Source organism: Oharaeibacter diazotrophicus (assembly GCF_004362745.1).
Lineage (GTDB): Bacteria > Pseudomonadota > Alphaproteobacteria > Rhizobiales > Pleomorphomonadaceae > Oharaeibacter > Oharaeibacter diazotrophicus.
On sequence record NZ_SNXY01000007.1, the window covers coordinates 633,503 to 649,089 of the forward strand.

A 15,587-nucleotide genomic window follows, 5' to 3' on the forward strand; every position below is an offset into this window, starting at 1 on the left:
ACGAGGGAAACGAGAAATGTCCGAGACCGAGAAACTGTCGCGCCGCTCCCTGCTCGGGGGATCGGTCAAGACCGCGATGCTCGCCGGCGTGGCCATGGCGGGCGGGGCCGCCGGCGTCGGCGCCATCGGCGGCGTGTCGCCGAGCCGGGCCGCCGAGGGCGGCTCCAACGAGGTGAAGCCGGGCCAGCTCGACGAATACTACGGCATCTGGTCGTCGGGTCAGACCGGCGAGCTCCGGATCGTCGGCGTGCCGTCGATGCGCGAGCTGATGCGTGTGCCGGTGTTCAACCGCTGCTCGGCGACCGGCTGGGGCGTCACCAACGAGAGCCTGAAGATCCTGACCGAGGGCCTGCTGCCCGAGACCAAGGCGTTCCTCGCCAAGCGCGGCCGCGTCACCTACGACAACGGCGACCTGCACCACCCGCGCATGTCCTACACCGACGGCACCTACGATGGCCGCTACGTCTTCGTCAACGACAAGGCCAACACCCGCGTCGCCCGCATCCGCTGCGACGTGATGAAGGTCGACAAGATCGTCGAGGTCCCGAACGCCGCCGACCTCCACGGCATCCGGAACCAGAAGTATCCGCGCACCGGCTACGTCTTCGCCAACGGCGAGCACCGGGTGCCGATCCCCAACGACGGCTCCGTGCTCGACGAGCCGAAGAAGTACCGCTCGGTCTTCACGGCGATCGACGGCGACACCATGCAGGTGTCCTGGCAGGTCATGGTCGACGGCAACCTCGACAATTGCGACGCCGATTACCAGGGCAAGTACGCCTTCGCGACCTGCTACAACTCCGAAGAAGGCGTCACCCTCGCCGACATGACCTCGGCGGCGCAGGACTGGGTCACCATCTTCGACATCAAGGCGATCGAGGCGGCGGTGAAGGCCGGTTCGGCGCCCATCGTCGGCGGTGTGCCGCTGCTCGACGGCCGCAAGGCGGCGAACTCGCCCTTCACGCGCTACGTGCCGATCTCGACCAGCCCGCACGGCTGCAACACCGCGCCGGACAAGCGCCACGTCGTGATCAACGGCAAGCTGTCGCCGACCTGCACGGTGCTCGACGTCACCCTCGTCGACGCGCTCTTCCACGAGAACGCCGATCCGCGCTCGGCGGTCGTCGCCGAGCCGCAGCTCGGCCTCGGGCCGCTGCACACCACCTTCGACGGCAAGGGCAACTGCTTCACCACGCTGTTCCTCGACAGCCAGGTGGTGAAGTGGAACATCGACCTCGCCATCCGCGCCTACAAGGGCGAGGAGGTCGATCCGATCCTCGACAAGGTCGACGTCGCCTACCAGCCCGGCCACGTCCAGGCGACCATGGGCGAGACCGCCGAGGCCGACGGCAAGTGGGTGGTGGCGCTCAACAAGTTCTCCAAGGACCGCTTCCTCAACGTCGGTCCGCTGAAGCCGGAGAACGAGCAGCTGATCGACATCTCGGGCGACAGGATGGTGATCGTCCACGACAGCCCGACCTTCGCCGAACCGCACGACTGCATCATCGTCCACGCCTCCAAGCTCAACCCGCGCTCGTCCTGGGATCCGAACGACGGATATTGGGAGGAGGCGCGCCAGCAGGCGAAGAAGGACGGTGTCGACCTGATGGGCGACAGCAAGGTCGTCCGCGACGGCGACAAGGTCCGGGTCTACATCACCGCGGTGGCGCCGGCCTTCGGCCTCGACGCCTTCGAGGTGAACCAGGGCGACGAGGTCACGCTCTACGTCACCAACTTGGACGACGTCGACGACCTCACCCACGGCTTCACGCTGTCGAACTACGGCATCGCCATGGAACTGCCGGCCCAGGCCACGGCGTCGGTGACCTTCACCGCCGACCGCGCCGGCGTCCACGCCTACTACTGCAACTGGTTCTGCCACGCCCTCCACATGGAGATGCAGGGCCGGATGCTCGTCAAGCCGAAGGCGGCCTGACGCCATGCGCAAGCCCGCCATCCTCCCGGCGCTCCTCGCGGCGTCGCTCCTCGCCGGAGCGGTGCCAGCCGCCCGCGCGGCCGAGCGCATCGTCGCGGCGGCGCCGGGGGCGCTGGCGGCCGCGATCCGCGAAGCCGAGCCGGGGGACGTCCTCCGGCTCGGCGACGGCCGCTTCGACGGCCCGGTCCTCGTCGACCGCCCGCTCACCATCGCAGGCGGGCGCGACAGCCGGATCGTCGGGCCGGGCACGGGCTCGGTGATCCGCGTCACCGCCGACGACGTCGTGCTCGAGGGTCTCGCCGTCTCCGGCTCCGGCACCTCGCTCGCCACGATCGACGCGGGCATCGCGATCGACAAGGGCGTCCGGCGGACGGTGGTGGCCGGCAACCGCATCGTCGGCAACCTCGTCGGCGTCGACGTCCAGGGCGGGATCGACACCGTCGTGCGCGACAACGTCATCGTCGGGCGCACCGACCTGCGCCGCAACGAGCGCGGCCCGGGCGTCTACGTCTGGAACGCGCCGGGGCTCCTGGTCGAGCGCAACCGCATCGTCCGCGGCCGCGACGGCGTCTTCATCTCCACCTCCGCCGACGCGACCTACCGCGACAACGTCTTCTCCGAGCTGCGCTTCGCGTTCCACTCGATGTACGCCGACGACATCGTCGTCACCGGCAACGTCTCGCGCGGCAACGACCTCGGCTTCGCCTTCATGTTCTCCAAGCGGATCCGCGCCGAGGGCAACCTCTCGGTCGGCGACCGCACCCACGGCATCTTCCTCAACGCGGTCAACGGCTCGACCATCGCCCGCAACGAGGTCCGCGGCGGCGAGAAGTGCCTGTTCTTCTACGACGCCAACCGCAACCGCGTCGAAGGCAACCGCTTCGCCGGCTGTGGCATCGGCATCCACTTCACCGCGGGCTCGGAGAAGAACGTCATCGTCGGCAACGCCTTCGTCGGCAACCGCACCCAGGTGAAATACGTCGGCACCCGCTGGATCGAGTGGAGCGAGGCCGGCCGCGGCAACCACTGGTCCGACCACGCCGCTTTCGACGTCGACGGCGACGGCATCGCCGACGCTCCCTACCGGCCGAACGACGTCGTCGACCAGCTGGTGTGGAGCCAGCCGATGGCCCGCCTGCTGCTCGGCACTCCCGCCGTCCAGCTGATCCGCTGGTCGCAGTCGCGCTTCCCGGGCCTCCTGCCCGGCGGTGTGGTCGACAGCCACCCCCTCGTGGCGCCCGGCGCCGCCGGCCTTCCCACCGGACCCGCCGTCGCCGCCCTGGACGGAGCCCGCAACCCATGACCGATCCCGTCCTCGCCGTCGACGCCGTCTCGGTGCGCTTCGGCGCCGTCCGGGCCCTCTCGGGCGTCGGCCTCGCGGTCGCGCCCGGCGAGCGCGTCGCCCTGCTCGGCCACAACGGCGCCGGCAAGTCGACCCTCTTCAAGAGCGTGCTCGGCTTCGTGACGCCCGACGCCGGCACCATCGCCGTCGCCGGCGGCGCCCCGGGCTCGCTGGTCGCGCGGCGTGCCGTGTCCTACCTGCCCGAGGCCGTCGCCTTCCCGAAGAGCCTCACGGGCCGCGAACTCCTCGCCCATTTCGCCCGCCTCAAGGGCGAGGATCCGCGCGCGGCGATGCCGCTGCTGGAACGCGTCGGCATCGCCGCCGCCGCCGACCGCCGCGTCGGGACCTATTCCAAGGGCATGCGCCAGCGCCTCGGCCTCGCCCAGGCCCTGATCGGCCGCCCCGGCCTGCTCCTCCTCGACGAGCCGACCTCCGGCCTCGACCCGGTGTCGCGGCGCGACTTCTACAGTGTGATCGCCGACGTCGCCGCCGCCGGCACCGCGGTGCTGCTGTCGTCGCACTCGCTGTCGGAGGTCGAGAGCAAGACCGACCGCATCGTCATCCTGTCCGCCGGCCGCGTCGTCGCCGAGGGCACGCTCGCCGAGCTCACCCGCCGCGCCGGCTTGCCGATCGTCGTCCGCGTCGAGGCCGAGGCCGCCGACGTCGACCGCCTGCACCGCCACCTCGGCGGCACGCGCGAGAACGGCACCCGCGTCGTGCTCGCCTGCAGCGGCGACGACAAGCTGCCGCTGCTCGCCCGCATCGCCGCCGTGCCGGACCTCGTCGCCGACGTCGAGATCGTCCTGCCCGGTCTCGACGACGTCTACGACCACTTCTCCCGCCGCCCCGGAGGCCCGTCGTGACCGCCATGTTCTCCGTTGCCGCCACCGAGCTCCGCCTCGCGGCGCGCAACCGCTGGATCCTGCTGGCGACGCTGGTGCTGGCGCTGTTCTCGCTGGCGCTCGCCTTCCTCGGCGCCGGCCCGAGCGGCGTGCTGAAGGCCGACCCGCTGCTGCCGACCGCCGCCGCGCTCGCCACGCTGACCGTCTATCTCGTGCCGCTGATCGCGCTGCTCCTGACCTACGACACCGTCGCCGGCGAGGTCGAGCGCGGCACGCTCGCCCTGGTGCTGGCAACGCCGGTGCGCCGCGGCGAACTGCTGGTGGCCAAGGCCGCGGCCCACGTCGTCGTCGTCGCGGTCGCCGTCGTGGTCGGCTTCGGCGTCGCCGCCGCGGCGATGGTCGCCGTCCACGGCGCGACGCCCGCCGGCCTCGCCGCTTGGGGCCGCCTCGTCGGCACCGCGATCCTGCTCGGCGCGGTCTTCGTCGGCGCGGGCACCGCGATCTCGGCGACCGCGCGCCAGACCGGCACGGCCGCGGCGCTGGCGATCGGGGTCTGGCTGGTGGTGGTCGTGCTCTACGACCTCGCCCTCCTCGGCGGCCTGATCGCGGCCGGCGACGGCGTCTTCGCCAGGAGCGTCTTCCCCTGGCTGGTGCTCGCCAACCCCGGCGACGCCTTCCGCCTCTACAACCTCGCCGGCCTCGGCGGCGACGTGCCGGTCGCCGGTCTCGACGGCCTCGCCGCCACCATGCCGTTCCCGCCCGCCGCCGCGCTCGCGACCCTCGCCCTCTGGGGCGCCGCCGCGCTCGGTCTCGCCTTCGACGCCTTCCGCAGGATCACGCCATGAGACGCCTCCTCCGCTCGCTCGCGCTCCTCGCCCCGCTCGTGCTCGCCGCCTGCGGCGAGGACGCCGGCCCGGCCAAACCCGCCGCCGTCGAGATGACCGACGAGGCGCTCGGCTACTATTGCCAGATGTACCTCGCCGACCACCCTGGCCCGAAGGCCCAGGTGATCGTCCGCGGCCAGGACCAGCCGCTGTGGTTCACCCAGGTCAGCGACGCCGTCGCCTACCTGAAGGGCGCCGAGCGCGTCGGCGACACCGCGGCGGTCTACGTCAGCGACATGGCCGCCGCCGCGTCCTGGGCCGAGCCCGGCCGGGGCAACTGGATCGACGCCGACGGCGCCGTCTTCGTGATCGAGAGCCGACGGCCCGGCGGCATGGGCACGCCCGAGGCGATCCCGTTCGGCAGCCGCGGCGCCGCCGACCGCTTCGTCGCCGAGAACGGCGGCCGCGCCGTCGCGCTCGCCGAGATTCCGGTCGCCTACGTCCGCCCCGGCGACGCCGGTGTCCCCGCCCACGGCGACATGTCGGCGATGAACTGAGGTCCGCCATGACGTCCCCCGCGCCCACCCGCCGCCGCGTCCTCTTCGTCGGCGCGACCCTCCTCGGCGCCGCCGTCCTCGGCGGGCCGGTCGCTGCCGCGCCGGTGCAGCGCTGGCGCGGCGTCGCGCTCGGCGCCGGTTGCACCATCGAGCTCGTCGGCGCCCGGGACGACGCCGTCTTCGCCGACGTCGAGGCCGAGATCCGCCGGCTCGAGGCGATCTTCGGCCTGTACCGGGCCGACGGCCAACTCGTCCGCCTCAACCGCGACGGCGTGCTCGCCGATCCCGCGCCCGAACTGGTCGAACTGCTCGCACTCGCCGGCACCGTCCACGCCGCCACCGGCGGCCTGTTCGACCCCACCGTCCAGCCGCTGTTCGACCTCTACGCCCGCCACTTCGCCGCCCCCGGCGCCGATCCCGCCGGACCGTCGCGCGCCGCCGTCGCCGCCGCGCTCGCCCGGGTCGGCTTTTCCGGCGTCGAGATCGCCGCCGACCGGATCCGCCTCGCCCGCCCGGGCATGGCGCTGACGCTGAACGGCATCGCCCAGGGCTTCGTCACCGACCGCGTCGCCGCGCGCCTCGCCGCCCATGGCTACGGCGACATGCTGCTCGACGTCGGCGAGATCCGCGCCGCCGGCTCGCGCGCCCCCGCCGGCGACGGCTGGACCGTCGGCGTCGACCGCGGCGGGCGCCGCGACCACGTCCGCCTCCGCGACGAGGCGATCGCGACCTCCGCCCCGCTCGGCACCGTGCTCGATCCCGCCGGCCGGTTCGGCCACGTCTTCGATCCCCGCCGCGGCTGGACCGGCGGCGCCCGCCGCGCCGCCAGCGTGATCGCGCCGACCGCGGCCCTCGCCGACGCCGTCTCGACCGCCGCGGTGCTGATGGACGACGCCGACCTTTCCGGCCTCGCCCGCCTCGGCGTCCGCGTCCTGCCCGGCTGATCCGGCCGCCCGGCCGGGTGCGAAACGGTCGTCCGACGGAGCGAGATTCGGCGCGCGTCCGGACCTGCCGGATCCTGCCCTTCGAAAGGCTTATCGATAATCGAAAGTATTACGGCTTGAACAAAACTTTAAGTAAAATCCCTGAGCATGACGAGGATACCACCTAGGACGATCGTCTGTTGTGTGTGCCATTTCAAGTGGTCGCCGGGGTGGAGGAGACCCTCGTCCGCGCGTCACCGTTCTCGCGGACCGGAGATCGACCGGTAGGGGAGAACCGTCGGCATGCCGCTCCTGAACTGTCTGGTGATCGACGACTCGGGCATCGTGCGCGGGCAACTGCGCGAGGGCATCTGCTCGGTCCTGCCCGACTGCCATGTGTTCGAGGTCGAGGGCGCGCTCGAAGGCGCGCGCTTCCTCAGCCGCTTCGTCCCCGAGGTGGTCTTCCTCGATCTCAACATGCCGGGCGTCGGCGGGATCGAGTTCCTGGACGGGCTCGACCGGATCCTCGCCGGCCGCAAGCGCCCGATCATCGTGTCCATCACCGCCGAGATCAACGCGGTCACCCTGAAGGCGCTGCAGGATCGGGGCGCCTACGACCTGCTGCCCAAGCCCTTCGACAAGATCGCGATCGCCACCGTGCTGTTGCGGCTCGTGCAGATGACCCGCATGCGCCGGGTGCTCGTGGTCGACGACAGCGCGACGGTGCGCCAGGTGGTCCGCAAGATCGTCCAGCGCAGCCGCTTCAACCTCCACGTCGACGAGGCCGCCTGCGCGGAGGACGCTTATCGCCTGTTCCGAGGCCAGGGCTTCGACCTCGCCTTCATCGACATGTTCATGCCCGACGTGGACGGTCTGGAGGTCGCCGGCGAGATCCTCTACACGCGCCAGGGCGTGCACATCGTGATGATGTCGGGCGACGCCGACGAGTCGCGGCGGCGGGCCGCCGCCCACATCGGCGTGCAGCACTTCCTGAAGAAGCCCTTCTATCCGGCCCAGGTCGACAGCGTCCTGCACGCTCTCTACGACATGAACGACGCGCAGTTCCTCGAAGCGGCCCGCCACGAGGTCTTCACCCAGATCTAGCGCCGTGTCGGCGATGCGGATCGCGCAACGCCGCCCGCGTCCGGACGCCCGACACCGGCTCGCTGCGCCTTCTCGTCACGCCACGATCCGATCGGGAACTAGTTCCCTGGCGGGTTCGTCACGTCGCCGCCACCATGGCCGTCGGCACCGGCGCGGCGCGCGCCAGCGGGCGGGGAGGGCGCGGATGCGGAGCTTCGGGACCGGATTCGGCGTCGTCGCGGCCCTTGCCGCCTCCTTCTTCACCGCGACGGCCGCCCCGGCCTCGGCCGCCCCGCCGCTCTGGGTGCTCTCGGACGAGGATTCCACCGTCTACCTCTTCGGTACCCTGCACGCGACGAAGCCCGACGATCCCTGGTGGACGCCGGAGATCGCCGGCGCGCTCGCGCGCAGCCATTCGCTGTGGCTCGAGAGCGAATCCGAGAGCGGCGACGGCGGCCTCGTCCGCAGGCTCGGCCTGTCGCCGGACGAACCGCTCGCCGCCCGCCTCGACCCGGACCTGCTCGAGGCCGCCGCCAACGTCGCGCTCGCCTACGGTATCCCCTTCGCGCGCATCGACCCGATGCGGCCCTGGCTCGCGACCGCCACCATCGGCGCCGCCGCCGTCCGCCGCGACGGCTTCGATGGCACCGCCGCCGACATCGCGCTCGCCCGCGAAGCGGCGGCGCGTGGCATCGCCGTCGCCGGCTTCGACCCGCCCGACACGCCGGTCCGCCTGTTCGCCTCGCTGGCGCCCGACGAGGAGGTCGACCTCTTGCGCGCCGTCGTCGAGGACCTCTCGGCCGGCCGTTTCGAGCACCGCGACCTGCACGACGCCTGGCTCGCCGGCGACGTCGCTGCGATCGAGCGCGTGCTCACCGGCTACGAGCGTCCGGGCGGCGACGCGCTGCACCGCGTCCTGATCCGCGGCCGCACCGCCGGCTGGATCCCGCGCATCGAGCAGTTGCTGCTCGGCGCCGGCACCCATTTCGTCGCGGTCGGGGTGCTGCACGTGGTCGGCGACGACGGCGTCGTCGCGCTGCTGCGCCGCCACGGCCACACGGTGCGCCGGGTCGAGCCGGCGCCGTGACCGGCGGCGGGCCGATCAGGCCCGCCGGCTGCGCTGCGAGGTCCGCTCGATCGCCTTGACCACCAGTTCCGGCAGCGTCTCGGCGTCGAGCTTCGACTTCAGGATCGAGGAGACGTTGGCGACGGTCTTGTAGCTGATGCCGAGTTCCTCGGCGATCTCGCCGTAGGAGCGGCCCTCGGCGAGCAGGGTCAGGATCTCCTGTTCGCGGCGGGTGAAGTCCTTGAGCTCGATCCGCGCCGCCGGCTCCGGCGCCAGCGCCACCTGCAGCGCGAGGTCGCCGGTGAGGTAGCGCACGCCGCGCCGGACCCGGTCGACCGCGGTCAGGATCTCGGTCGGCGGGGCGTCCTTGTGGACGTAGCCGGTGGCACCGGCGGCGAGCGCCTTGCGCACCACCGAGGGCTCGCCGTGCATGCTGAAGACCAGGATCGGCAGCGTCCGGTCGATCGCCCTCAGCCGGCGCACGAAGGAGAGGCCGGCGAGGGTGCGGTTGGGCATGCCGATGTCGACGATGATCACGTCGGGGCGCTGGCGTCGCCACGCCCGGAACGCCTGCGGGAAGCGCTCGGCGACCTCGACGGCGCAGGCGCCGTGTTCCTCCATCAGCCGGCGGCAGCCCTGGAGCACGATGGGGTGGTCGTCGACGATCAGGACGCGGGTCAAGGCTGGATCTCGGTGTTGTCGGAGGTGAAGGCGATGCGCCGCTCGATCGGCAGACGGATCGAGGTGACGGTGCGGCCGGCGGACTGGCGCGGACCCGCCCAGACGCCGCCGAGGGCACGCGCCCGTTCGGCGATGCCGGCGAGGCCGTAGCCGGCCTTCGGCGCGGGGGCGGCCGGTCCGGCGCCGTCGTCGGTGACTGTGACGGCGAGCACCGCGCCCTCGTCGACCACGGCGACGCGCACGGTGGCGGCGTCGCCGTGCCGCATGGCGTTGAGCACGCTCTCCTGGACGAAGCGGTAGACCGTGATGTCGGCGGCCTCGCCGTAGGAGACGTCGGGGATGCGCGCGGCGAGGGCGATGTCCGAGCGGTCCGACAGTCGGCCGAGGCCGGCGACGAGGTCGTCGAGCAGTTCGCGCAGCGTCGCTTCGCCGAGCGACATCGGCCGGAGCGTCGAGATGATCCGCCGGGTGCGCGCCTGGATCGCCTGGGCGAGGTCGATCAGCGCGTCGACGCCGTCGGGACCGGCCGCCTCGCCCGCCGCCGGGCGCGGCAGCTTGGCCGCGGCGGCGCGCAGACCGAACAGGTAGGGGCCGAGTTCGTCGTGGAGGTCGAGCGCGATCGCCTTGCGCTCGTCGTCCTGCACGGTGAGCAGCCGGCGGGCGAGATCGCGGTTCTCGGCCTCGCGCGCGGCGAGGGCGCCGGCGAGGTCGTTGAAACGGCCGGCGATGGCGGCGAGTTCGGGGATCCCCGGCGCCTCGACCCTGGTGTCGAGCCGGCCGCCGGCGAGCCGGTCGAGCCCTTCCGTGACCCGGTGGATGCGCGCGAACAGGTGGTTGAGCACCAGCGTCAGCAGGCCCGTCAGCAGCACGGAATAGCCGATCAGCAGCGGCACGATGAAGCGGAAGTCCTGCCAGACCTCGGTGATCTCGTCGTGCGGCTCGCTCTCCAGCACGATGGTCGCGGTCTGGCCCGATTTGAACACCAGTGGGATCTCCTCGCGCAGCGGCGGCATCGCCAGGAGCGCCACGAACCAGTCCGGCGGCTCGGCCTCCTCGTCGTCCCGCGGCACGGCCGGGCCGCGCGGCGGCACCACGCGCCCGGCGCCGTCGATGGCGATCGCCCGGACGTGGCGGGTGCGGCCGTCCTCGAGACCGAGGTTGGCGAGGTAGTTGTCGGGGAAATAGGCCTGTTCGATCTCGGTCTTGCGGGAGGCGAGGTAGCGCAGCGCCACCGCGAAGGACGAGCGCACCTCCTCGGCCACCGCCACCCGGGCGTTGAGGACCAGACCGCCGGCGACCAGCAGCGCCAGCGAGGCGGCGATGCCGGCGAAAGCGAGCAGCATGCGGTCGCGGAAGGACAGGGCCGGCAGCAGCCGGCGCCAGGTCGCCGCCACCGCGGTCGGGCGTCGGGCCGGGATCGGATCGGTGATGCCGCTCATGGGCGGGCTCCTCCGAATCGGGTGCGCAGGGTGCCGATCGCGCCCGCGTGGTCGGCGCCGTTCTCGCGCAGCACCACGTAGGCCTGAGTGAGGACGCCGAACCATCCGGTCGGCCGGTCGCGCATCGGGAAGGTGAGGTCGGCGAGGAGGCGTTCCGGGGCGAGCGGCTCGCCGCGCTCGGCCGAGAGGTCGGCGAGCTGGGCGACGCGGTTGGCGATCATCCGCGGCGGCTCGTGGAACTGCCGCTCGGCGGCGTCGAGCGCCGCGGCGACGGCGGCGACGCGCGCCTCGTCCGCGGCGGTTCCGCCCGCCTCGCGCCCGCGCTCGGCGAGCCAACGCTCCGGCGGGCGATCGTCGCCGCGCACCAGCCAGTCGGCGGTCTCGCCCTCCGCCCGCGTCGGCGGATCGGCCGCGCCGCCGCGGGAGGCCGCGGGCTCGTCGCCGCATCCGGCGCAGAGCGCGAGGGCGGCGAGCGAGACGGCCAGCTTGCGTTTCGGCGGCACCGATCGGTTCTCCTTCGTCATCGTCGCGCAAGGAAAAGCATCAATCCGGAAAGCGGCGATGTCTTCGTCGGCCCTGAGAGTATCCTTTTAGCACGTGTGCCAGATGCGTCATCCGATCGCACCGTCATTACAGGGTTTTAATCCATTGATGTTGCGATGCGGGAACCTACTGATAAAGCTGATGCTCGCCGATTGCGCTTTGTTCCGGGCCGCGAGTGCCCGGGAACTACTTCCCGGATCGGCCTGGAAATCTGCTCAAGACGCGCCGCCCTGCCGGCGACATCGTCCGAGGCGGAACGGGGCACCGTCGTGCATCGGAGGAGGGGGGACCGGAGTGTCCGACCCTTGCACGGCGGGAACTGCAGACCGTTCTCGGGAGAAACGGATACCTAGCGGGGGAAACCCATGAAGCTGCTCAGGAGAACCGTGGGCGGGACGTCGCTCGTCGCCCTGCTGGCCGCCGGCATCGTCGCGGCGCAGCCGGTTTCGGCCAACGACAAGCTCGTCGAGCTCGCCAAGAGCAACGAGAACTGGGTCACGACGGGCCGTGACTACAGCGAGACCAACTACAGCCCGATGACGCAGATCAACAAGGAGAACGTCAAGCAGCTCAGGACCGCGTGGTCGTTCTCGACCGGCGTGCTGCACGGACACGAGGGAACGCCGCTGGTCGTCGACGGCGTGATGTACATCCACTCGCCGTTCCCCAACAAGACCTTCGCGATCGCCCTGGACGATCCGGGCAAGATCCTGTGGCAGCACAGCCCGAAGCAGGATCCGACCGCCCGTTCGGTCGCCTGCTGCGACGTGGTCAACCGCGGTCTGGCCTACTGGCCCGGCGACGACGAGGTCGGCCCGCTGATCCTGAAGACCCAGCTCGACGGCCACATCGTCGCCCTCGACGCCAAGACCGGCGCCGAGCGCTGGAAGATGGAGAACTCCGACATCAAGGTCGGCTCCACGCTCACCATCGCCCCCTACGTGATCAAGGACGCCGTCCTGGTCGGATCGTCGGGTGCCGAGCTCGGCGTGCGCGGCTACGTGACGTCCTACGACGTCAAGACCGGCGCGCAGAACTGGCGCGCCTACGCCACCGGCCCGGACGAGGAGATCCGCCTCGCCGACGACTTCAACGTCGCCAACCCGCACTACGGCCAGAAGGGCCTCGGCCTCTCCACCTGGGAGGGCGACGCCTGGAAGATCGGCGGCGGCACCAACTGGGGCTGGTACGCCTTCGACCCGGGCACCAACCTCTTCTACTACGGCTCGGGCAACCCGGCGCCGTGGAACGAGACCATGCGTCCGGGCGACAACAAGTGGACGATGACCATCTGGGGTCGCGACGCCGACACCGGCATGGCCAAGTTCGGCTACCAGAAGACCCCGCACGACGAGTGGGACTACGCCGGCGTCAACGTCATGATGCTCACCGAGCAGAAGGACAAGGACGGCAAGGTCCGCAAGCTGCTGACCCATCCGGACCGCAACGGCATCGTCTACACCCTCGACCGCACCAACGGTGACCTGATCTCGGCCAACAAGCTCGACGACACGGTCAACTGGGTGAAGGAAGTCCAGCTCGCCTCCGGCCTGCCGGTGCGCGATCCGGAGTTCGCGACCCGCATGGACCACAAGGGCCGCGACATCTGCCCGTCGGCGATGGGCTACCACAACCAGGGCCACGACAGCTACGACCCCGAGCGGCAGCTGTTCTACATGGGCATCAACCACATCTGCATGGACTGGGAACCGTTCATGCTGCCCTACCGGGCCGGCCAGTTCTTCGTCGGCGCGACGCTGTGGATGTACCCGGGCCCGAAGGGTGACCGCCAGAACTACCTCGGCCTCGGTCAGGTGAAGGCGTACAACGCCATCTCCGGCGAGTACAAGTGGGAAGTCATGGAGAAGTTCGCCGCCTGGGGCGGCACCATGGCGACGGCCGGCGGCGTGGTCTTCTACGGCACGCTCGACGGCTTCATCAAGGCCCGCGACGCCGACACCGGCGAACTGCTCTGGAAGTTCAAGCTGCCGTCGGGCGTCATCGGTCATCCGATGACCTACGAGCACAAGGGCATCCAGTACGTCGCCATCAACTACGGCGTCGGCGGCTGGCCGGGCGTCGGCCTGGTGTTCGACCTCAAGGACCCGACCGCCGGTCTCGGCGCGGTGGGCGCGTTCAAGGAACTCGCCAACTACACCCAGATGGGCGGCGGCACGATGGTGTTCTCCCTCGACGGCAAGAGCCCGTACACCGAGGACATCAACGTCGGCGAATACCAGCCCAACAAGAGCTGATCCGAGACGGTCGCGGCCGCGCCCTCCCGCAGGGGCGCGGCCGTGCCACCGGCCCCGCCGCGGCCATGCGCGCGTCGCGGCGGGACCGTTCCGAACGATCCGACAGACGACGGGCGACCGCGGCGATCCGCCGGACCGAGCGCCCAGTGAGGGAACCCCGCCATGACCACCATCGCCCGTTCGCGGTCGGTGCTCGCCGCCGCCACCCTGCTCGCGGCCGCCGCCGGAGCCGCCGAGGCCGCCGAACCGCTCCGCATCTGCGCCGCCACCAAGGAGGCCCCGTATTCGTCGGCCGACGGTTCCGGCTTCGAGAACCGCATCGCCGTCAAGCTCGCCGAGGCCATGGGCCGCGAGCCGCAATTCGTCTACGCCGACAAGTTCGCGATCTACATCGTCCGCGACTATCTCGAGACCGGCGAGTGCGACGTCGTGCTCGGCGTCGACTCCGGCGACGAGCGGCTGGCGACCTCCAAGCCGATCTACCGCACCGGCTACGTCATGGTCAGCCGCCAGGACGAGAACTTCGACACCGCCGACTGGGAGGCGATCCGCGACACCCGCTTCAGCCGTTTCGCCATCCGCTTCTACAGCCCGGCCGAGACGATCCTGAAGTACACGGGCAAGTGGGAGGACAACGCCGCCTACCTCTACGGCCTGATCGACTTCAAGTCGAACCGCAACACCTACAATCAGGTCGACGCCTCCCGCCTCGTCTCCGAGGTCGCCGGCGGCGAGGCGGATCTCGCCATCGCCTTCGCGCCCGACGTCGCCCGCTACGTCAAGTCGGCGTCGGTGCCGATGCGCATGACGATGATCGACCGGCCGATCACCCGCACCGACGGCAAGACCATCCCGCTCCAGTACGACCAGGCGATCGGCGTCCGCAAGGACGACACGGCCCTGCTCGCCGAGATCGAGGCGGCGCTCCCGAAGATCCGCGCCGACATCGACCAGATCCTCGCCGAAGAGGGCATTCCCCTGCTGCCGCCGAGCAGCTGATCCCGTCCATCGATCCCCCGCCGAAAGAGAAGGTACCGATGCAGTCCTGGTTCCTGAGAACCTGCGTCCTCGCCGTCGCCACCACCACGCTGGCCGTGGGCGCGGTCGCCCAGATCCGGCTCTTCAACACCGTCACGGGCGAGCCGCTCGACATGTCCATGGCCATGGAGGAGGGCCGCGACACGCCGGCCGTCAAGTCCTTCATGGAAACCGGCGTCAACGCCTACAACGAGAACCCCGAGGCGCTCGGCAAGGGCGAGGAGATCTTCCTCACCGCCTGCTCCGGCTGTCACGGCCATCTCGGCGAAGGCAAGATCGGCCCCGGCCTCAACGACGACTACTGGACCTATCCCGGCAACGCGACCGACGAGGGCCTGTTCCGGACGATCTACGGCGGGGCCGAGGGGCAGATGGGGCCGCAATACGGCAACCTGACGCTCGACGAGATGCTGCACGTGATGGCCTGGGTCCGCCACATCTACACCGGCGACCCGGCGACGGCGACGTGGTTCACGCCCGAGCAGCGCGCCGCCTTCAAGCCCTTCCCGAAGACCCATCCGGATCCGAACGGCTGAGCCGTGCGGACCGACCGTCGCGGCGGCGAAGGGGGCCGGCGCGACCCGCGGCGTCACCGGGTGGGGCGCCGCGACACCAGAGGGGGGCGCCGCCGCCGGGGAACGAGGGGCGGGGCGTCACCGGACCAAGACGTCGAACAGGAGGAAACGGACATGAAACTCATCGCCACTCTCGCCGCCGCCACGGTCGTCGCGCTCGCCGGCATCGGTTCGGCCGCCGCCTACGACGGCACCAACTGCAAGGCGCCGGGCAACTGCTGGGAGCCGAAGCCGGGCTACCCGGACAAGGTCGAGGGCTCCAAGTACGACCCGCAGCACGACCCGATGGAGCTCAACAAGCAGTCGGAGTCGATCAAGGCCATGGAGGAGCGCAACGCGCTCCGCGTCGCCAACTTCAAGAAGACCGGCAAGTTCGTCTACAACGTGAAGGACATTCCGGCCCAGTGATCCCCTCGCGCCGGGCGGTGCGGACGGGAGCCCTCACCCCGTCCGCAAGCGCAGACCGTCCGACGTCGAGCCGGG

The 15,587-nt window shown here is 71.1% G+C and carries 15 protein-coding genes; 12 read left to right on the top strand and 3 right to left on the bottom strand.

Annotated features, from left to right (window positions below):
* Window positions 1–16 precede the first annotated feature (16 nt).
* From nosZ to EDD54_RS11550, 8 genes are all read left to right on the top strand, one after another.
* Window positions 17–1,936 carry a TAT-dependent nitrous-oxide reductase gene (gene nosZ / locus EDD54_RS11515; protein WP_126541308.1) on the top strand — a complete coding sequence of 640 codons (1,920 nt, stop codon included), beginning with the start codon at window positions 17–19 and terminating at the stop codon, window positions 1,934–1,936.
* A 4-nt stretch (window positions 1,937–1,940) separates the two neighbouring features.
* Window positions 1,941–3,239 carry a nitrous oxide reductase family maturation protein NosD gene (locus EDD54_RS11520; protein WP_126541309.1) on the top strand — a complete coding sequence of 433 codons (1,299 nt, stop codon included), beginning with the start codon at window positions 1,941–1,943 and terminating at the stop codon, window positions 3,237–3,239.
* Complete coding sequence (locus EDD54_RS11525) at window positions 3,236–4,141, top strand: ABC transporter ATP-binding protein (protein WP_126541310.1); 906 nt, start codon at window positions 3,236–3,238, stop codon at window positions 4,139–4,141. The genes EDD54_RS11520 and EDD54_RS11525 overlap by 4 nt, the downstream gene beginning before the upstream one ends.
* Before the next feature lie 5 nt (window positions 4,142–4,146).
* Window positions 4,147–4,965 carry an ABC transporter permease gene (locus EDD54_RS11530; RefSeq protein WP_126541955.1) on the top strand — a complete coding sequence of 273 codons (819 nt, stop codon included), beginning with the start codon at window positions 4,147–4,149 and terminating at the stop codon, window positions 4,963–4,965.
* Entirely contained in the window at window positions 4,962–5,501 is a 540-nt protein-coding gene (locus tag EDD54_RS11535; RefSeq protein WP_126541311.1) for a nitrous oxide reductase accessory protein NosL, read from the top strand. Before EDD54_RS11530 ends, EDD54_RS11535 begins: the two co-directional genes overlap by 4 nt.
* An 8-nt stretch (window positions 5,502–5,509) precedes the next feature.
* Window positions 5,510–6,445, top strand: coding sequence for an FAD:protein FMN transferase (locus tag EDD54_RS11540; protein ID WP_126541312.1), 936 nt, complete (start codon window positions 5,510–5,512; stop codon window positions 6,443–6,445).
* Window positions 6,446–6,727: 282 nt separating this feature from the next.
* Window positions 6,728–7,528, top strand: coding sequence for a response regulator (locus EDD54_RS11545; protein WP_126541313.1), 801 nt, complete (start codon window positions 6,728–6,730; stop codon window positions 7,526–7,528).
* Window positions 7,529–7,712: 184 nt separating this feature from the next.
* The gene (locus tag EDD54_RS11550; protein WP_165644837.1) at window positions 7,713–8,594 is read left to right on the top strand and encodes a TraB/GumN family protein; all 882 of its coding nucleotides are present in this window, start codon (window positions 7,713–7,715) and stop codon (window positions 8,592–8,594) included.
* Between the two features lie 15 nt (window positions 8,595–8,609).
* Here the strand turns inward: EDD54_RS11550 and EDD54_RS11555 are convergent, their stop codons facing one another.
* The 3 genes from EDD54_RS11555 to EDD54_RS22990 are packed head-to-tail and all read right to left on the bottom strand — an operon-like array spanning window position 8,610 to window position 11,196.
* The gene (locus EDD54_RS11555; protein ID WP_126541315.1) at window positions 8,610–9,254 is read right to left on the bottom strand and encodes a response regulator transcription factor; all 645 of its coding nucleotides are present in this window, start codon (window positions 9,252–9,254) and stop codon (window positions 8,610–8,612) included.
* Entirely contained in the window at window positions 9,251–10,693 is a 1,443-nt protein-coding gene (locus EDD54_RS11560; RefSeq protein ID WP_165644838.1) for a histidine kinase, read from the bottom strand. Before EDD54_RS11560 ends, EDD54_RS11555 begins: the two co-directional genes overlap by 4 nt.
* Window positions 10,690–11,196 (bottom strand): hypothetical protein, encoded by a 507-nt coding sequence (locus EDD54_RS22990; protein WP_166653446.1) that lies wholly within the window; start codon window positions 11,194–11,196, stop codon window positions 10,690–10,692. Before EDD54_RS22990 ends, EDD54_RS11560 begins: the two co-directional genes overlap by 4 nt.
* A gap of 405 nt (window positions 11,197–11,601) precedes the next feature.
* Here EDD54_RS22990 and EDD54_RS11565 point away from each other — a divergent pair, with 405 nt between their 5' ends.
* From EDD54_RS11565 to EDD54_RS11580, 4 genes are all read left to right on the top strand, one after another.
* Window positions 11,602–13,491 carry a methanol/ethanol family PQQ-dependent dehydrogenase gene (locus tag EDD54_RS11565; protein ID WP_126541317.1) on the top strand — a complete coding sequence of 630 codons (1,890 nt, stop codon included), beginning with the start codon at window positions 11,602–11,604 and terminating at the stop codon, window positions 13,489–13,491.
* Window positions 13,492–13,653: 162 nt separating this feature from the next.
* Entirely contained in the window at window positions 13,654–14,490 is an 837-nt protein-coding gene (gene moxJ, locus EDD54_RS11570) for a methanol oxidation system protein MoxJ (RefSeq protein ID WP_126541318.1), read from the top strand.
* Window positions 14,491–14,528: 38 nt separating this feature from the next.
* Window positions 14,529–15,065: a cytochrome c(L), periplasmic gene (gene moxG, locus EDD54_RS11575; protein WP_126541319.1), complete on the top strand. Its 537-nt coding sequence runs from the start codon at window positions 14,529–14,531 to the stop codon at window positions 15,063–15,065.
* A gap of 153 nt (window positions 15,066–15,218) precedes the next feature.
* On the top strand, window positions 15,219–15,512 hold the full coding sequence (locus EDD54_RS11580; protein WP_126541320.1) for a methanol dehydrogenase [cytochrome c] subunit: 294 nt from the start codon (window positions 15,219–15,221) through the stop codon (window positions 15,510–15,512).
* Window positions 15,513–15,587 lie beyond the last annotated feature (75 nt).